Source organism: Streptomyces sp. NPDC015131, assembly GCF_043079975.1.
In the GTDB taxonomy this organism is placed as follows: domain Bacteria; phylum Actinomycetota; class Actinomycetes; order Streptomycetales; family Streptomycetaceae; genus Streptomyces.
In genome coordinates, this window is the sequence record NZ_JBIBVB010000002.1 from 640,083 (window position 1) to 657,135 (window position 17,053).

At 71.8% G+C, this 17,053-nt stretch carries 15 protein-coding genes; 6 read left to right on the forward strand and 9 right to left on the reverse strand.

From position 1 onward, the window contains the following. Nucleotides 1-33: 33 nt before the first annotated feature. The 4 genes from ACF08D_RS08525 to ACF08D_RS08540 all read left to right on the forward strand — a co-directional run bounded on the left by ACF08D_RS08525 (nucleotide 34) and on the right by ACF08D_RS08540 (nucleotide 3,253). On the forward strand, nucleotides 34-801 hold the full coding sequence (locus ACF08D_RS08525) for a DUF4097 family beta strand repeat-containing protein (RefSeq protein ID WP_392221806.1): 768 nt from the start codon (nucleotides 34-36) through the stop codon (nucleotides 799-801). Between the two features lie 122 nt (nucleotides 802-923). Beyond that, entirely contained in the window at nucleotides 924-2,222 is a 1,299-nt protein-coding gene (locus tag ACF08D_RS08530) for a hypothetical protein (protein ID WP_392222338.1), read from the forward strand. Nucleotides 2,223-2,243: 21 nt separating this feature from the next. Further along, the gene (locus tag ACF08D_RS08535) at nucleotides 2,244-2,465 is read left to right on the forward strand and encodes a zinc ribbon domain-containing protein (RefSeq protein ID WP_392221807.1); all 222 of its coding nucleotides are present in this window, start codon (nucleotides 2,244-2,246) and stop codon (nucleotides 2,463-2,465) included. A gap of 176 nt (nucleotides 2,466-2,641) precedes the next feature. Beyond that, nucleotides 2,642-3,253: a DedA family protein gene (locus ACF08D_RS08540; RefSeq protein ID WP_392221808.1), complete on the forward strand. Its 612-nt coding sequence runs from the start codon at nucleotides 2,642-2,644 to the stop codon at nucleotides 3,251-3,253. Here the strand turns inward: ACF08D_RS08540 and ACF08D_RS08545 are convergent. From ACF08D_RS08545 to ACF08D_RS08555, 3 genes are read right to left on the reverse strand one after another with little or no spacing between them, the layout of a single operon-like run. Further along, a complete protein-coding gene (locus ACF08D_RS08545) occupies nucleotides 3,222-4,046 on the reverse strand; it encodes an HAD family hydrolase (protein WP_392221809.1) in 825 nt (274 codons plus the stop codon). The genes ACF08D_RS08540 and ACF08D_RS08545 overlap by 32 nt on opposite strands. Then, nucleotides 4,043-6,613, reverse strand: a complete 2,571-nt coding sequence (locus ACF08D_RS08550; RefSeq protein ID WP_392221810.1) for a phosphoribosyltransferase — start codon at nucleotides 6,611-6,613, stop codon at nucleotides 4,043-4,045. Before ACF08D_RS08550 ends, ACF08D_RS08545 begins: the two co-directional genes overlap by 4 nt. A gap of 23 nt (nucleotides 6,614-6,636) precedes the next feature. Further along, the gene (locus ACF08D_RS08555) at nucleotides 6,637-7,803 is read right to left on the reverse strand and encodes an HpcH/HpaI aldolase/citrate lyase family protein (RefSeq protein ID WP_392221811.1); all 1,167 of its coding nucleotides are present in this window, start codon (nucleotides 7,801-7,803) and stop codon (nucleotides 6,637-6,639) included. A 167-nt stretch (nucleotides 7,804-7,970) separates the two neighbouring features. Here ACF08D_RS08555 and ACF08D_RS08560 point away from each other — a divergent pair, with 167 nt between their 5' ends. Then, nucleotides 7,971-8,873 (forward strand): TerD family protein, encoded by a 903-nt coding sequence (locus ACF08D_RS08560; protein WP_392221812.1) that lies wholly within the window; start codon nucleotides 7,971-7,973, stop codon nucleotides 8,871-8,873. Nucleotides 8,874-8,885: 12 nt separating this feature from the next. Here the strand turns inward: ACF08D_RS08560 and ACF08D_RS08565 are convergent, their stop codons facing one another. The 6 genes from ACF08D_RS08565 to ACF08D_RS08590 form a co-directional block, all read right to left on the reverse strand. Beyond that, the gene (locus tag ACF08D_RS08565; protein WP_392221813.1) at nucleotides 8,886-9,629 is read right to left on the reverse strand and encodes a Tellurium resistance; all 744 of its coding nucleotides are present in this window, start codon (nucleotides 9,627-9,629) and stop codon (nucleotides 8,886-8,888) included. 238 nt (nucleotides 9,630-9,867) lie between these two features. Next, nucleotides 9,868-10,992, reverse strand: a complete 1,125-nt coding sequence (locus tag ACF08D_RS08570) for a DUF475 domain-containing protein (protein WP_392221814.1) — start codon at nucleotides 10,990-10,992, stop codon at nucleotides 9,868-9,870. Nucleotides 10,993-11,069: 77 nt separating this feature from the next. Further along, nucleotides 11,070-11,645 carry a TerD family protein gene (locus ACF08D_RS08575; RefSeq protein ID WP_392221815.1) on the reverse strand — a complete coding sequence of 192 codons (576 nt, stop codon included), beginning with the start codon at nucleotides 11,643-11,645 and terminating at the stop codon, nucleotides 11,070-11,072. 368 nt (nucleotides 11,646-12,013) lie between these two features. Further along, nucleotides 12,014-12,589: a TerD family protein gene (locus tag ACF08D_RS08580; protein ID WP_392221816.1), complete on the reverse strand. Its 576-nt coding sequence runs from the start codon at nucleotides 12,587-12,589 to the stop codon at nucleotides 12,014-12,016. A gap of 112 nt (nucleotides 12,590-12,701) precedes the next feature. Then, complete coding sequence (locus ACF08D_RS08585) at nucleotides 12,702-13,244, reverse strand: peroxiredoxin (RefSeq protein WP_392221817.1); 543 nt, start codon at nucleotides 13,242-13,244, stop codon at nucleotides 12,702-12,704. A 155-nt stretch (nucleotides 13,245-13,399) separates the two neighbouring features. Beyond that, nucleotides 13,400-13,831 (reverse strand): DUF3052 domain-containing protein, encoded by a 432-nt coding sequence (locus tag ACF08D_RS08590; protein ID WP_392221818.1) that lies wholly within the window; start codon nucleotides 13,829-13,831, stop codon nucleotides 13,400-13,402. A 468-nt stretch (nucleotides 13,832-14,299) separates the two neighbouring features. On the opposite strand from ACF08D_RS08590, the gene aceE reads away from it, so the two are divergent. Continuing rightward, the gene (gene aceE, locus ACF08D_RS08595; RefSeq protein WP_392221819.1) at nucleotides 14,300-17,032 is read left to right on the forward strand and encodes a pyruvate dehydrogenase (acetyl-transferring), homodimeric type; all 2,733 of its coding nucleotides are present in this window, start codon (nucleotides 14,300-14,302) and stop codon (nucleotides 17,030-17,032) included. The last annotated feature ends 21 nt before the right edge of the window (nucleotides 17,033-17,053 follow it).

Genomic DNA, 17,053 nt, shown 5'->3' on the forward strand with positions numbered 1-17,053 from the left:
GGTGTCAGGCAGAGGGCCGGAGGGGGAGTCGTCGTGAGTGGTCGCCGGATGCGGTTGGGCGTGGTGGGCGGTGCCGTGGTGCTGGGGGTGCTCGGGCTCGGCGGGTGCGCGGGGGCGGAGGTCGACGAGGCGGCGGTGGAGCGGAAGGCGTTCCCGTTCCGGGGCGAGTCGCTGGTGGTGGTCGCGGAGGACGCGGACCTGACCCTGCTGGCGGCGGATGTGAAGGACGTGGAGGTCAGCCGGCAGGTCGACGGGTGGACGGTGTTCGGGGACGGTCCGGAGCCTGTGTGGAAGCTGGAGGGCGGCCGGCTGACGCTGAAGGTGGAGTGCGACGGGCTGGTGAGCAACTGCGCGTCACGGCACGAGGTGCGGGTGCCGCGTGGGGTGGCGGTGTCGGTGGAGGGGGACAACGGTGATGTGACCGCCGAGGGCTTCCGGGCGGGGCTCACGGTGGCGTCGGACAACGGTGAGGTGACCGTGCGCGACGCCGGCGGGGCCGTGGAGGCGCGGAGTGAGAACGGGGACGTCCGCATCGAGGGCGGGACGTCGAAGCGCGTGGTGGCCGGGTCGGCCAACGGCGAGCTGCTGCTGGCGCTCGGCGCGGTGCCGGACTCGGTGGAGGCCGTGAACGCCAACGGCGACGTCGTCGTGGAACTGCCGGGCGGGAGCACGCGGTACGCGGTGGACGCGGGGAGCGGGAACGGGGAGGTGAAGGTGGGCGTGCCGACCGACGGGGACAGCCGCCACACGGTGAGGGCGAGGAGCGAGAACGGAGAAGTTTCGGTGCGGGGCGCGAACTGACGGGCTCGTGTGTTCGTCCTTACCTGGTGGGAGAATGAACCGGTCAGGGGCGGACACACGGCACGGGAGCGGATGTGACGGCGACACGCGCGCGGCGGTACGGGAGAGATGTGCTCGCGCTGATGTTGTTGCCGGTTCCGCTGCTGGCCTCGGTGGTGCCGGCGGCGTTCGCCGGGGGCGGTACGCGGCGGTGGTTCGGCGGCCGGGCGGAGAGCCAGCGGGCGGACGCGCAGGCGGCGAAGGACGCGGCAGCGGCGGCGTTCTACGAGCTGGACACGGCCCAGCGGGACCTGCGGATCTCGATCGAGACGATCACCGCGGTGGACGCGTCGCCGGGTGCGCGCCGGGCGGTGGAGGAGTTCGCCGCGCTGGGCCGGCGGATCGACGAGGTGAGCCATGCGTACATCACCGCCGTCGACGCGCATGACCTCGACCGGGACGACCTGGAGGCGTCGGTCGCCTCGCGGGCGCGGCAGGAGCTGAACCGCGCGAAGGACGACCTGGTGCGGGTGAAGGGCGAGCTGGACCGGTTCGAGCAGGGGCTGGGGCCGCTGCTGGACAAGGCGGAGACGCAGCTCGCGCGGCTCGCCCCGGCCGTCGAGCGGGCGCGGGCGGCGCTGCTGTCCGCGAGCAACGCGCTCGACACGGCGCGTGGCGCCGGTCTGCGTGCCGACGATCTCGCGGCGCGGCTGGCCGCGCTCGGCCCGGAGCTGACCCGGCTGAATCAGGGCGCGGGGCAGCACGGGGTTGCCGAGACACTGCAGCGGGCGGACCGGGTGCTGCGGGAGGCGGAGGCCGTACGGGCGGAGGCCGAGCGCCTCCCCGAGCGGGCCGCGGAGATCGACAAGCGGCTGGTGTCGCTGCGGACGCGTGCGCAGGCGCTCGGCAACCGCGCCTCGTCGGTGGAGCCGGTCCTCAGTGAGCTGCGCCGCCGTTTCAGTGTGGCCTGCTGGCAGGATCTTCAGCATGTGCCGGAGCAGGCGGCCGAGAGCGTCGGCCGGGCCGAGGAGAAGCTCCGTGAGGCCGCCGGGGCGCGTGAGGAGCAGCGGTGGCCGGACGCCACGGCGCTGCTGTCGACCGTGCGGGCCCTGCTGAACGGCGCGGACGAGGCGGTGTCGGCCGCCGGTGACCGGCTCGCCCGGCTGAACGCCGTGTCCAAGGACCCGCAGGAGGAGATCGAGCGCACCCGGTTCGCCATCCGCGACGCCCAGCGGCTGGCCATGGCGGGCCGGAACACTCCCGATCCCCGGCACGCCCGTCCGCTGGACGACTCGGTGGCCCGGCTGGACCGGGCGGTCGGCGGCCTGGAGGGGCGCCATCCCGACTACTGGCACTTCCTGACCGAGACGGAGGCGGTGCGCGCCACGGTGGCGCGGGTGGTCGAGATGATCAGAGAGGATCGGGGCGGCGGCGGGCGTTGACCGCGCGGTTAACCTGATGCCATGCCTCGTTACGAGTACCGCTGCCGCACCTGCGGCGACACGTTCGAACTGAACCGTCCCATGGCCGAGTCCTCCGCGCCCGCGGCCTGCCCCGCCGGGCACGGCGACACGGTCAAGCTGCTTTCGGCCGTCGCGGTCGGCGGTACGGCGAAGGGCGGCGCGCCGGCTCCGTCGGCGGGCGGTGGCGGGGGCGGCTGCTGCGGCGGCGGGTGCTGCGGCTGAGGCGTCCGGGGCGTCACGGGGTGTTCCGCTGAGGCGTCCGGGCGTCACGGGGTGTTCCGCTGAGGCGTCCGGGGCGTCATGGGGGTGGTCGGCCCCCGCGTACGGGGGTAAACCCCAGGGGAAAGACTGCGGGCTCCTTCAGTGTGCCTTCAGCTCCCGTTCTCTAGCGTGGAGCCATGGAACGCTGGATCAACAGCCTCATGGACACGCTCGGCGCGCCCGGCGCCGGACTCGCGATCGCGCTGGAGAATCTCTTCCCGCCGCTGCCCAGCGAGGTGATCCTTCCGCTGGCGGGCTTCGCGTCCGCGACCGGGCGGATCGACCTGATCGCCGCGCTGGTGTGGACGACCGCCGGGTCGGTCGTCGGGGCGCTCGCGCTGTACGGGGTGGGGGCGCTGCTCGGCCGGGACCGGACGGTCGCGATCGCCGGGAAGCTGCCGCTGGTGAAGGTCTCGGACATCGAGCGCACCGAGGCGTGGTTCGGCCGGCACGGCACCAAGGCGGTGTTCTTCGGGCGGATGATCCCGATCTTCCGGAGCCTGATATCCGTGCCGGCCGGGATCGAGCGGATGCCGCTGCCGGTGTTCCTGGGGCTGACGACCCTGGGCAGCGCGATCTGGAACACCGCCTTCATCCTGGCCGGTTACGCCCTGGGCGACAACTGGCAGCAGGTCAGCCACTATGTGTCGATGTACTCCAAGGTGGTCCTCACGGTCGCGGTCGCCGCGCTGCTGGTGTTCATCGGGGTCCGGGTGTTCAAGCCGGGGTCGGGCGCACGGCGGAGCTGAAGCGGCGCAGGATCTCCTCGCCGGCCAGCACTCCGCGTTCCTCCAGGGCCCCGACATGGGCGGCGGTCCAGCCGCTGTCGGCGAGTTCGCCGTGGCCGGGCCGCCAGCCCCGGTCGGCGGCGAGCAGCAGGTCGGCGTCGAGGAGGGAGTCGCCGGCGGCGAGGACGGCGTCGGCCCCGGCGCGGCGGGCGACTTCGCGGACGGCGGCGCTCTTGGTGAGCGGCTGCGGCACGGCGTAGACCTTCCGGCCCTGGAGGGAGACGGCCCAGCCCCGGGGGGCGGCCCAGGCGGCCAGTTCCTTCATCCAGCCGTCGGGCAGCAGGGCACGGTCGACGACGAGGTAGGCGAAGAGGTCCTCGGCGACGCGTTCCTTCAGCAGCCAGGCGGGGTCGGCGACGGCGAGGAGGTGCGCGCGGACTTCGGCGAGCGAGGCGCACTCGTCCGCGAGGCGGGTGTCGACCTCGCGGCGCCAGTCGGGGTCGGAGACGCCGTCGACCAGCAGGTGCCCGCCGTTGGCGCAGATCGCGTAGCGCGGCGGGGGGCCGGGGAGGTGGATGCGGTGGTACTGCTCGCGGGTGCGGGTGGTGGCGGGCACGAACAGGGCGTGGTGCGGGAGTTCGGCCAGCAGGGCGGCGGCGGTCTCCGTGAGGTACGACAGCGGCTTGTGCTGGTAGGTCTCGACGCAGAGCAGGCGGGGCGCCTCGGCGTCCGGCATGGTCAGGCCGAGGGCGGCGGCGGAGTAGATGAGGGTGCGGTCCAGGTCGCTGGCGACGAGGGTGGTGAGGGCGCTCATCGGTTCGTCACCGCCCTGCCGTCGGCGCCGGTGGCGCCCCGGGTGTACTGGGGGTGGATCAGCCCGACGCAGGTGTAGTGCAGGTTGTCGGCCTCCTCGACGGGTACGCCGCGCTGGGCGGCCAGCAGCCGTACGTGGTCGAGGTCGGCGCCCGCGCCGCGCTGGGCGAGGATCTTCCACGGCACGCGGCGCAGCAGGACGCGGGTGGTCTCGCCGACGCCGGGCTTGACCAGGTTCACATCGTGGATGCCGTACTCCTCGCTGATCCGCTCGACGGCGGCCCAGCCCTGCCAGGTGGGGGTGCGGTCGGTGGCGAGGAGTTCCTTGACGTCGGCGTCGACGGTGGCGGCGACGTCGTCGAAGCGGGAGGTGATGGCGGTGAGGAAGGTGCCGGAGACATCGGCGCCGGCGAGTTCGCGGTAGAACTTCGCGCCGTGGAAGTCGTGCGGGCCGACGAGGTCGGCGCGCAGCACCGTACGGGATATGAGGCCGGAGACGGTGGAGTTGAGGCAGGCGGACGGGACGAGGAAGTCCTCACGGGTGCCGTAGGTGCGGACGCAGGAGCCGGGGTCGGCCAGGACGGCGATCTCGGGGTCGAAGCCGGGGAAGTCCCGCAGGGCGGCGGCCAGTTCGCGGGTGATGGCGCCCTTGCCGGTCCAGCCGTCGACGAACACCACGTCGGCGGGGTCGTGGTGGGCGGCGAGCCAGCGCAGCGCGTTGGTGTCGATGCCCCGGCCGCGCACGATGGACACGGCGTAGTGGGGGAGGTCGAGGCCGTGGCGGTGGAGCGCCCAGCGGCGCATGAGGACGCCGACCGGGGTGCCGGCGCGGGCCAGCGACACCAGTACGGGACGGGGGGACCGCTCGGCGAGGACGGTTTCGGTGACGGTGCCGACGGCGCGGGCGATCCGGGCGGCGGAGCTGTCGAGGGCGGCGTGGAAGAGGGCCTGGTAGCGGTCGCTGGGCTGGTACTCGACCGGCAGGGACTCGGCGTAGTGGGCGCCGCCGCTCTGGATGGCTTCCTCGCGCTCCTCCGTCGGGGCCTCCAGTTCGACGCCGGAGAGGTCCTGGAGGAGCCAGCCGACGTCCTCGGGCGCGTAGGAGGAGAACGCGGGGCCTCGGAGAGGCTCGGGCAGCATGGGGGCCCTTTCGGCGGGGACGTAGGACGGGACGACGGCGAGCAGGACGCGCGGGACGTGCGCGGCGAGCTGTGCCAGCAGGCCGTCCGGGGCGTGCAGGGCGGGGGTGTCGGCGGCCGAGTCGACGACGGCCACGACCGCGTCGAAGCCGCCGCCCGCGACGTTGTAGGCGTACCGCTCGCCGGGTCCGTCGGCGGGCGCGTCGTGCGCGGGGAAGACGAGCCGGGTGCGTATCGCGTAGCCGGGGTCGTCCAGAGCGAGGACGGGCGAGCGGGTGGTGGTCGAGAACCGCACCTCGGCCCCGCCGAGGTTCTCCAGCGCGACGCCCAGCGCGAGCGGCGCGTACATCAGCTCCTCGCAGCCGAGGACCAGCACCCGGGGCGCGGCGGCACCCGGTTCGCCGGGCCGGCCGCCCCGGTCGAGGCCGAGGACGTCGGCGATCCGCGCGGCCATGGCGGGGAGCGCGGCGCCCAGGCGGGCGCGGTGGGCGGGCGTGAAGCCGTGCCGGCCGCCGTCCGGGACGCCCTCCGGCCACCCGAGCCCGACGCGGCGGACCTCCCCGGGCACCCGCACGGGCCCCGGGACCCCGTCACCGCCGGAAGCGGGGCCAGCCCCCGGAGCCTCCCCGCCGGAAGCGAGGCCCTCCCCCGGAGCCCCGCCCACGCCGGAGGCAGCGGCGGCACTCGGAGCCCCGGCCGCGCCGGCAGCGGGGCCCTCCCCACCGGCCGCCTCGTGGGCGGCGACCAGGGCGCGGCCGCGTTCCAGGACGTCGGAGGGGAGCCGCAGGGTGCCGGCGGCCAGGGTGACCAGGTCGATCCGGGCGCCGATCCCGGCGGCGAAGGCGGTGAGGCGGTCCCGGTCGGCGGCGGACCGCATGTCCACGAGCGCGACGACGACGTACCGCTCGCGCGGGTGGCGGGCGTGCAGGTCACGCACGGTGTTGAGCACCGTGTTCCCGGTGGAGAACTCGTCGTCGACCAGCACCAGCGGCCCCGGACCCGCCAGCAGCTCCGGGTCCTCCGGCAGCAGCAGGTGCGAGGTGGCGTGCGAGTGGGCCTCCTCGAAGCCGCCCGCCCGCGCGACCCCGGGCACCGGGCGGCGTGTGGAGTGCAGGTACGGGGCGGTGCCCAGGCCGTCCGCGACGGAGTGGCCGAGGCCGGTCGCCGTCTCGGCGTACCCGAGCACCACGGCCCGCGCCGCCTCCTCGGGCCCGAGCAGGTCCCGTACGCGTACGCCCAGGTCATGGCCGGCTCGCCAGACGACGTTCGGGCTCTGCGGGACGTGCTTGCCGAGCACCTGGGACACCAGCAGGTGCGCCCGCTTGGGGTTGCGGCGCAGGGCGAGGCCCAGCAGCTCGCGCAGCCGGGGGTCGCCGGTCAGCTCGATCCCGAGCCGCTCCGACACCCACGTACCCGACCAGTCCGCCACGTTCCCGTTCTCCCTCGGTCGACTCACTTGACCAGCCCCGCGGCCAGCAGCTCCACGAACCCGACGTCCTCCCTGGCCACGCCGAAGACCTCCGCGCGCAGCAGGGTCCGCTCGGCCCACGCGCGGTGGGGTTTCACTTCATTCATCTTGTTCGTGTACGCGCTCCGCAGCACCCCGCCGCCGTCCCGCTCCGGGCGCAGGATGTCCTGGGCGTCGCTGTACTCCTCGTGGCTGACGACCGAGAGCGCGTGCACGGGCAGCACATGGGAGGGGTGGATGCAGGTCTTGCCGAGCAGTCCGTTGGCCCGGTCCAGCTCGATCTCGCGCAGCAGGCCGTCCAGGTCGTGCTCGATCAGCGCGGTGCGCAGCTCGTCGGCCCGCTGCTCCATGAAGGGGCTGCGGCGCAGCTGCGGCTTGAAGATGCGCTCCTGGAGGCGGAAGTACTCCCACACCGGGCCGGTGATGGTGAAGCCGGTGCCGTCGGAGCGGCCCAGGACGTTGACGACGTCCGCGATGACTCCGGCGACGATCTGGACGTCGTACGCCGTCATGTCGGGCGAGCGGCGCAGCCCGTACGCGGAGCAGAAGTCGGTGACGCCGAGGCGCAGCGCCAGGATCCGGTCGCGGTACGTGTCGACGAGGCGGCCGATGCCGGCGAGCGTGGCCGGGCGGCTCTCCAGGTGGAGCAGCTCGGGCGACTCCAGCACGGGCATGGCGAAGAGGCGGTGGCCGCAGATGTTCTCGGCCACGGCCAGGGCCTCCATGAAGGGCCGTCCGCGCTCCTCGGTGAATTTGGGCAGTACGAATCCGGACAGCAGCCGGGCGGCGGGGCCGAGCCGTCGCACCAGGTCGGCCATCTGTTCCGGCTCGCGTACCCGGATGAAGAGGAGCGGGGGTTCGGCGCCGTCCCGGGCGTGCAGGTCGGCGAACTGCCGGACCAGGTTCTCCTCCGCGGCGGCCACCTCGCCGTCGTCGATGGAGTCCTCCAGGCACAGCACCATCGACACCACGCCCCGTCCGACCTGCTTGAGGACGTCGTCGGCGAGCCGGGGTCTGGTGGCGGGGCTGTAGAGCGTGGCGCCGAGGGCGGCGGCGAGGACGCGGGCCGGGGAGCCGGCGTCGAAGGCGCCGGGTTCCCGGTGGAAGAGCCCGGCTCGGGCAGTGGCCGGGATGTGCCCGAAATGACGCATGCGTGTCTCCCGTACTGCCGTAACGGCCCTGATGACATGTGGCCGGTAATAGTACGTAGAGGCGGGTGTCGCGAGTTCCCCCCGGTCATGAACTTCGGGTAACTCGTCCGCTTCTCGCCCCTGTCGCGCGGCCCCCGCGTTGTCCGCGGCGTGCGTGGGCAGGCAGGATGTCGGACATGACGCACGCCATGCTGAAGGGCTCGAACGTCCCGCTCGACGCCGCCGCCGTCCGGGCCGTCCTGTGCTGGACCCCCGGCCCCGGGGTGCCGGACGTGGACGCTTCCGCCCTGCTGCTCGGCGCGGACGGGCGGGTGCGTTCGGACGAGGACTTCGTCTTCTACAACCAGCCGCGCCACCCGTCGGGGCTGGTGCGGCGGCTGTCGAAGAAGCGTGTGCCGGAGGGGCTGACCGACACGGTCGAGGCGGACCTGGCGGCGCTGGACGGCTCGGTGGACCAGGTGGTCCTCGCGGCGTCGTCGGACGGGGACACCTTCGACCGCGTACGGGATCTGCGGATCATGCTGTACGACGCCGGGCCGGGCGCCGGGGAGCCGCTGGCCGTCTTCGAGGTGAAGCCGGAGACCGGCGAGGAGACGGCCATCATCTGCGGCGAGCTGTACCGGCGCGGGGAGGGGTGGAAGTTCCGCGCGGTCGGGCAGGGCTATCCGACGGGGCTGATCGGCCTGGCCACGGCGTTCGGGATCTCGGTGGACGAGGGCGAGGAGGCGGGCGGCGGCCCGGCGGCGGCCGGAACCGGCGCGTCCGCCCCCGCTCCCGTACCGGGGCCGGAGGACACCTCGGCGTCCGCGCCCACCACGGTGGTGCCCGCCGCGCCCGGGCGTCCGGCGGGTACGCCGGTCACGGCGCCTCCCCCGCCGGCCGGCCCGCCCGCGTACGGGTATCCGGGGCCCGCCTACGGCTATCCGCAGGGCGGCGCCGCCGGGCAGGACCCGGGGCAGGCCGGTCCGGGGCAGCCCGCGTACGGCTATCCGCAGCCGGTCGGGGCCGCCGTCGCGCCGGACCCGGCTTTCCGGCTGCCGCCGATGGGTCCCCAGTTCGTACGCCGCTGACGGCGCCGGGCCTCAGACCTTGCCGGCCTTGAAGCCGCGCCCCCACTGCAGGCCCCAGCCGTACAGCCGGTCCAGCTCGGCCTGGAAGCCGTACACGAAGCGCACCTCGCGCCGGACGACCAGCTCGTCCTTGACGTTCTCCAGCATGAAGACGGCGCAGGAGCGGGCCTGCGGGGCGCGTTCGTCGAGCTGGATCTCGATGCGCGGCCCGTTGCTCGGGTAGAGCGTCATGGTGGCGTGCGTACGGTCGAACGCCGGCGTCTGGTCATAGATGTAGACGAAGAACAGCAGACGCTGGATGGCGTCCCGGTGGTCCAGGTTGACGAAGATCGTCTCGCCGGACGGGGCGCCGAACCGGTCGTCGCCGCTGAGCTTCACGTACGGCGCGGCGTTCAGGTCGCCGAAGAAGCCGCCCAGGGGCTGGACGACGCCCTTGGTGCCGTCCTTCAGCTCGTAGAGGCACCCGATGTCCAGGTCCACGTTGACCACGCCCTGGGTGTGCGCCTGCACCACGTCGGGCTTGAACAGCTTCAGGGGGTGGCGCAGCAGCCGGCCGCTCTGCCGGGAGCGGCCCTCGATGTCGGAGGTGCGCATCCGCCAGGAGAGGTTGACGCGCAGGTTGCCGGTCGCCGCGCCCTGTTTGGAGAGCGAGACCGACGGGCGGCGCTTCGTCAGGTCGATCGCGTTCGACGCGGCGCTGCCGGAGTCGAACTGTGTCGCCGCGTTGTTCCGCCACAGGCTGTCCCAGAAGGCCATGCCCCCACCCCCAGTCGTCCGGTTCCTCACGAGTACGCGTGCATACGCGGCGGGGCGGCCGGGAGCATCCCGGCCGCCCCGCAACGGAAGCGTTCCTCGGTGCCGGGCTCTCCACACGTGGGAGGGCCTCGGCGAATGTCACAGGCATGACGGGCCGTGGCCGTCACAGGCATGACGGGCTGTGGCCGTCGCGGGCATGACGGGCCGTGGCCCGGATCGTCACGCCGGGCCGTGGCGGTCAGACCGCGACGTGGGTCTTCTCCTCCTCGCCCTTGGCGGCCAGCGCCTTGTTGCGGCGGACGGAGGACAGGAAGGACGCGGCGATCAGGATGACACCGACGAGGCCGGTGATGATCTCGCTGATCTCGTGCTGGATGGTGACGAGCAGGATGACCGCGAGCGCGCCGATCGCGTAGTGCGCGCCGTGCTCCAGGTACACGTAGTCGTCCAGCGTGCCCTCGCGGACCAGGTAGACGGTGAGCGACCGGACGTACATCGCGCCGATGCCGAGGCCGAGCGCCATCCAGAAGATGTGGTTGGTGATGGCGAAGGCGCCGATGACGCCGTCGAAGGAGAACGACGCGTCGAGGACCTCGAGGTACAGGAAGAGGAAGAACGCGGCCTTGCCGGCGAGGCCGACCGCGGAGACCTGCTTGCCCTCCGCCTTGGCCTTCTCCTCCTCCTCGTGCTCGCGCTCCTCTTCCTCCTCCAGCTTGTCCTCGAAGTAGCCGGACAGGCCGCCGACGACCAGGTACGTGATGAGGCCCGCGATACCGGAGAGGAGGACGGTCGCCGACTTGTCGGCGTGTCCGGCGCTGGTGTGCGCCTGGGTGGCGAAGGTCATGGCGGTGACCAGCAGGACGATCAGCGCGATGCAGACCGACAGCATGTCGACCTTGCCCAGCTTGGCCGCCGGGCGCTCGATCCACCGCAGCCACTTGTGCTCGCGGTCCTCGAACATGAAGTCGAGGAAAATCATCAGCAGGAACATGCCACCGAAGGCGGCGATGGCCGCGTGCGCGTCGGTGACGAGGTCTTCGTACCTGCCGGGGTTGTCCATGGCGAGCTGGACGGCCTCGATGGGGCCGACCTGGGCGCTGATGGCGACGATGACGACGGGGAACACCAGCCGCATGCCGAAGACCGCGATCAGAATGCCGATCGTCAGGAAGATCTTCTGCCAGAAGGCGTTCATCTTCTTGAGGATTCCGGCGTTGACGACCGCGTTGTCGAACGACAGCGAGATCTCCAGGATCGACAGGATCAGTACGATCCCGAACGCCTCCCAGCCCCACTGCCAGGCGGTGAAAGCGAGGCCGAGCGCCGTGACGGCGAACGACCAGCCGAAGGTTTTCAGAACCACTGGCTACCCAATCGTGTTAAGTACGGGTCTCCCCCGCGCCGTGCGCGCCGGGCTTTGAACCAACCCGGAGACGTGCTTTAGGAAACATTGACCCCGAAGTCTAGAGCGATGCCCCGCAGCCCGGATGCGTACCCCTGCCCTACGGCCCGGAACTTCCACTCGCCGCCGTACCGGTACAACTCGCCGAAGATCATCGCGGTCTCGGTGGAGGCGTCCTCGCTGAGGTCGTAGCGCGCGAGCTCCTGGCCGTCGGCCTGGTTGACGACCCGGATGAAGGCGTTGCTGACCTGACCGAACGCCTGGCCCCGGTTCTCCGCGTCATGGATGGAGACCGGGAAGATGATCTTGTCGCAGTGGGCGGGGACCCTCGGGAGGTCGACGATGAGCGACTCGTCGTCGCCGTCGCCCTCGCCCGTGAGGTTGTCCCCGGTGTGCTCGACGGAGCCGTCGGGGCTGGTGAGGTTGTTGTAGAACACGAACCATTCGTCCCCGAGCACCCGGCCGCTCTGGCACAGCAGGGCACTGGCGTCGAGGTCGAAGGGCGCTCCGGTGGTGGAGCGCGCGTCCCAGCCGAGTCCCACCAGCACCTGCGTGAGGTTGGGTGCGGCCTTGGAGAGGGAGACATTGCCTCCCTTGGCGAGCGTGACGCCCATGACGGTGGGTCCTCCCCTGAGATCTGCTGCTGCGTGGTGCGCCGGGACCGGCCCGGCCCCCCGGTTTCCCGGTTCCCCGGTTCCCCGGCTCCCGGTCTCCCGGCTCCCCGGGCCCCGGTCGGTCCGGCGACCCCGGTCCCCCCGGGCCTCCGGTCTCCCCCGGCTTCCGGGCGGTGAGGCACGTCCGGCGCCGCACGCGGACGTGCGGCGCCGGACGACTGGCACGGCGGCCGGGCGACGGACGGCACCGCGCCGGGACCTCGCGGTCCCGGCACCTCACGCGAAGCGTGCCCAGCCGTGCGGGCCGTGACGCTTCCCGATCGGGCAGTGCGGCGACGCCACCGCCGTCGCCTGATGGTGCGGGCGGGTCAGACGTTGACGCCGAAGTCCTGCGCGATGCCGCGCAGGCCCGAGGCGTAGCCCTGGCCCACGGCGCGGAACTTCCACTCCGCGCCATTGCGGTACAGCTCGCCGAAGACCATGGCGGTCTCCGTCGAGGCGTCCTCGCTCAGGTCGTAGCGGGCGATCTCGGCGCCGCCGGCCTGGTTCACGACGCGGATGAACGCGTTGCGGACCTGGCCGAAGGACTGCTGGCGGGTCTCGGCGTCGTAGATCGACACCGGGAACACGATCTTGGCGACGTCGGCCGGGACACCGGCCAGGTCGACCTTGACCTGCTCGTCGTCGCCCTCGCCCTCACCGGTGAGGTTGTCGCCGGTGTGCTCGACCGAGCCGTCCGCGCTCTTCAGGTTATTGAAGAACACGAAGTCCTGGTCGTTGCGGACCTTGCCCTCGGCGTTGACCAGAATGGCGCTGGCGTCGAGGTCGAAGTCCGTTCCGGTGGTGGTGCGGACGTCCCAGCCCAGACCGACGGTGACGGCCGTCAGGCCCGGGGCCTCCTTGGTCAGCGAGACGTTGCCGCCCTTGCTGAGGCTGACTCCCACGAGTCCCTCCATTGGTTTCCAGGGGCAGCGCCCCCGTGGTGCGTTGGCATCGGATCAACGACTGGATCCTAGTGACCGGTTCCCGTGGCGAGCAGACACTTGGACCGAAGATTCAGAGGGTGTCGAGCGCCGCGGCGTACTCCTTGGGGTCCCGGGCGTCCGCGAGGCCGTTGACGACGGTCCAGCGGACGACGCCCTCCTTGTCGATGATGAAGGTGCCGCGCACCGCGCAGCCCTTGTCCTCGGCGAAGACGCCGTACGCGCGTGAGACCTCGCCGTGCGGCCAGAAGTCCGACAGCAGCGGGTACTCCAGGCCCTCCTGCTCGGCGAAGACCCGCAGCGTGTGGATCGAGTCGTTGGAGACGGCGAGGAGCTGGGTGTCGTCGTTGACGAAGGTGGGCAGCTCGTCGCGCAGGGCGCACAGCTCGCCCGTGCAGACCCCGGTGAAGGCGAAGGGGTAGAAGAGGAGCACCACGTTCTTCTCGCCGCGGAAGTCCGCGAGCGAGACCGTGCGGCCGTGGTTGTCCTTGAGCGTGAACTCCGGCGCCCGGGCTCCCACCCGGACCGGCGCCGTGGCTCCCGCCCGGACCGGCGCCTCGGCTCCCGCCGTGGCGGGGGCCGTCGTCGCGCTCGCCTCGCTCGCCTCGATCGCCATGACTGGAAGCATCCCTTCGCCGGTTCCGTGGTGTCCCACCCTACGCACAGGGCCCCCGCCGACGGGTGTCGGCGGGGGCCCTGGTGGCTGGGAACCCGGGGGTCACGGGTCCGGCGGTCCGGGAGCCGGGGGCCGGCCTCGGGGGCCGGCGCCGGTCAGCGCTTGCCGGCCTTCGGCGTCGCCAGGCGGCTGCCGGTCCAGTCCTTGCCCGCGTTGATGCTCCGGGTGGGCGAGAGGCCCGCGGTCTGGGCGGCATCGTTGATGTCGCTGGGCTCGATGTAACCGTCACGGCCGGTCTTGGGCGTCATGAGCCAGATCTGCCCACCCTCGTCGATCAGACCGATGGCGTCGACCAGCGCGTCCGTGAGGTCGCCGTCGTCGTCGCGGAACCACAGCAGTACGACGTCGGCGACGTCGTCGTAGTCCTCGTCGACGAGTTCCTGGCCGATGAGGGCCTCGATGCCTTCACGGAGCTCCTGCTCGACGTCGTCGTCGTAGCCGATCTCCTGGACCACCTGTCCGGGCTCGAACCCCAGCTTTGCCGCCGGGTTGGTCCGCTCCTCCGCGTGGTCCGCGGTCGCGCTCACGGCTTGCCTCCTGATCGTCTTTGGAAAGTGCTTCGGCCGCGCGCGTACGCGTGGCATTGGGCGTAGTCCACACGTGCGGGGCGGATCGCGCAAGTACCCGGCGATCGAGACCGCCGAAACGGTGACTTTTGGGGCCGTCTCGCCGCAACTCCAGGCACCTTCCCGCCCGTGCTCGTGGCACACACCACGGCTCTTGACCCACTTTATTCGCTTCTACTCCTTCCGTGCGCCCCTGGGGGGCGAACGGAGGGGAACGGCCGATCGGAACACTTGGCCGGGTTGGGCGTAAGGTTGCGAATTGACCAGCGACTTCCGGGGGCCCGGGCCCGTCTGCGGAGACCCGTGCGGGTTACCCCTCGGTAAAGATGACGTTTACGCCCTCGGGGTACACGATGGTGGCGGCGCGACCGTACTGCTGACACTGCCGACGCACCACTCCCCGTAGGCACCCCGACCAGAAGGAACAGCGTGGCTTCCGGATCCGATCGCAACCCGATCATCATTGGCGGCCTTCCCAGCCAGGTCCCGGATTTCGATCCCGAGGAGACCCAGGAATGGCTCGACTCGCTCGATGCCGCCGTGGACGAGCGCGGCCGCGAACGGGCCCGCTACCTGATGCTCCGCCTGATCGAGCGGGCGCGCGAGAAGCGCGTGGCCGTCCCCGAGATGCGCAGCACGGACTACGTCAACACGATCGCGACCAAGGACGAGCCGTTCTTCCCCGGCAACGAGGAGATCGAGCGGAAGGTCCTCAACGCCACCCGGTGGAACGCCGCCGTGATGGTGTCGCGTGCGCAGCGCCCGGGGATCGGCGTGGGCGGTCACATCGCCACGTTCGCCTCCTCCGCCTCCCTCTACGACGTGGGCTTCAACCACTTCTTCCGGGGCAAGGACGAGGGCGACGGCGGTGACCAGATCTTCTTCCAGGGCCACGCGTCGCCCGGTGTCTACGCGCGCGCCTTCCTGCTGGACCGGCTGAGCGAGCCGCAGCTCGACGCCTTCCGCCAGGAGAAGTCGAAGTTCCCCGACGGTCTGTCGTCCTACCCGCACCCGCGGCTGATGCCGGACTTCTGGGAGTTCCCGACCGTCTCCATGGGCCTCGGCCCGATCGGCGCCATCTACCAGGCGCGCATGAACCGCTACATGGAGGCACGCGGCATCGCCGACACCTCCAAGTCGCATGTGTGGGCGTTCCTCGGCGACGGCGAGATGGACGAGCCGGAGTCGCTCGGCCAGCTGTCGATCGCGGCCCGCGAGGGCCTCGACAACCTGACGTTCGTGGTCAACTGCAACCTCCAGCGGCTCGACGGCCCGGTGCGCGGCAACGGCAAGGTCATCCAGGAGCTGGAGTCGCAGTTCCGCGGCGCCGGCTGGAACGTGATCAAGCTGGTGTGGGACCGCTCCTGGGACCCGCTGCTGGCGCAGGACCGCGACGGCATCCTGGTCAACAAGCTGAACACGACGCCCGACGGGCAGTTCCAGACGTACGCCACGGAGACCGGCGCGTACATCCGGGACCACTTCTTCGGCGACGACCAGCGGCTGCGGGCCATGGTCGAGAACATGACCGACGACCAGATCCTGCACCTGGGCCGCGGCGGTCACGACCACAAGAAGATCTTCGCGGCGTACAAGGCGGCCGTGGAGCACAAGGGCCAGCCGACGGTGATCCTGGCGCAGACGGTCAAGGGCTGGACGCTGGGCCCGAACTTCGAGGGCCGCAACGCCACGCACCAGATGAAGAAGCTGACGGTCGACGACCTCAAGGGCTTCCGCGACCGGCTGCACCTGCCGATCTCCGACAAGGAGCTGGAGTCCGGCCTGCCGCCGTACTACCACCCCGGCCGGGACTCCGAGGAGATCCAGTACATGCACGACCGCCGCAAGGCGCTGGGCGGGTACGTCCCCACCCGTGTCGTGCGGGCCAAGCCGCTGGCGCTGCCGGACGACAAGACCTACGCGGCGGTCAGGAAGGGCTCGGGGCAGCAGTCGATCGCCACGACGATGGCGTTCGTGCGGCTGCTGAAGGACCTGATGCGGGACAAGGAGATCGGCAAGCGGTTCGTGCTGATCGCGCCGGACGAGTACCGCACCTTCGGCATGGACTCGTTCTTCCCGAGCGCCAAGATCTACAACCCGCTGGGCCAGCAGTACGAGGCCGTGGACCGGGAGCTGCTGCTCGCCTACAAGGAGTCGCCGACCGGGCAGATGCTGCACGACGGCATCTCGGAGGCGGGCTGCACGGCGTCGCTGATCGCGGCCGGTTCGGCGTACGCGACGCACGGCGAGCCGCTGATCCCGGTGTACGTCTTCTACTCGATGTTCGGTTTCCAGCGGACCGGCGACCAGTTCTGGCAGATGGCCGACCAGCTCGCACGCGGCTTCGTCCTGGGCGCGACCGCCGGGCGCACGACGCTGACCGGTGAGGGGCTCCAGCACGCGGACGGCCACTCGCAGCTGCTGGCCTCGACCAACCCGGCGTGCGTCGCCTACGACCCGGCCTTCGGCTTCGAGATCGCCCATATCGTCAAGGACGGTCTGCGCCGGATGTACGGCGAGGACGCCGAGGACGTCTTCTACTACCTCACCGTCTACAACGAGCCGATCCAGCACCCGGCCGAGCCGGCGGACGTCGACGTGGACGGCATCGTCAAGGGCATCCACCGCTTCAAGGCGGGCGAGGCCGGCAGCATCCCGGCGCAGCTGATGGCGTCCGGCGTGGCCGTGCCGTGGGCGCTGGAGGCGCAGCGGATCCTCGCCGAGGAGTGGAACGTGCGCGCCGACGTGTGGTCGGCGACCTCCTGGAACGAGCTGCGCCGGGAGGCCGTGGACGTGGAGCGGCACAACCTGCTCCACCCCGAGGAGGAGCAGCGGGTCCCGTACGTCACGCGGAAGCTGTCCGGCGCGGAGGGCCCGTTCGTGGCCGTCTCCGACTGGATGCGGTCGGTGCCCGACCAGATCTCTCGCTGGGTGCCGGGCTCGTACACCTCCCTCGGTGCGGACGGTTTCGGTTTCGCGGACACCCGGGGCGCCGCGCGGCGGTACTTCCACATCGACGCCCAGTCGATCGTGCTGGCGGTGCTGACGGAGCTGGCCCGCGAGGGCAAGGTGGACCGCTCGGTGCTGAAGCAGGCCGTGGACCGCTACCAGCTGCTGGACGTCTCGGCGGCCGACCCGGGCGCCGCGGGCGGCGACGCCTAGACAGGTCGGCGCGCAGACGGG

What these genes read in the sequence shown, in the direction of transcription:
- ACF08D_RS08530 (WP_392222338.1), top strand. Translation starts at nt 924, where the DNA reads ATGTTGTTGCCGGTTCCGCTGCTGGCCTCGGTGGTGCCGGCGGCGTTC.
- ACF08D_RS08535 (WP_392221807.1), top strand. Translation starts at nt 2,244, where the DNA reads ATGCCTCGTTACGAGTACCGCTGCCGCACCTGCGGCGACACGTTCGAA.
- ACF08D_RS08540 (WP_392221808.1), top strand. Translation starts at nt 2,642, where the DNA reads ATGGAACGCTGGATCAACAGCCTCATGGACACGCTCGGCGCGCCCGGC.
- ACF08D_RS08545 (WP_392221809.1), bottom strand. Translation starts at nt 4,046, where the DNA reads ATGAGCGCCCTCACCACCCTCGTCGCCAGCGACCTGGACCGCACCCTC.
- ACF08D_RS08555 (WP_392221811.1), bottom strand. Translation starts at nt 7,803, where the DNA reads ATGCGTCATTTCGGGCACATCCCGGCCACTGCCCGAGCCGGGCTCTTC.
- ACF08D_RS08560 (WP_392221812.1), top strand. Translation starts at nt 7,971, where the DNA reads ATGTCGGACATGACGCACGCCATGCTGAAGGGCTCGAACGTCCCGCTC.
- ACF08D_RS08565 (WP_392221813.1), bottom strand. Translation starts at nt 9,629, where the DNA reads ATGGCCTTCTGGGACAGCCTGTGGCGGAACAACGCGGCGACACAGTTC.
- ACF08D_RS08575 (WP_392221815.1), bottom strand. Translation starts at nt 11,645, where the DNA reads ATGGGCGTCACGCTCGCCAAGGGAGGCAATGTCTCCCTCTCCAAGGCC.
- ACF08D_RS08585 (WP_392221817.1), bottom strand. Translation starts at nt 13,244, where the DNA reads ATGGCGATCGAGGCGAGCGAGGCGAGCGCGACGACGGCCCCCGCCACG.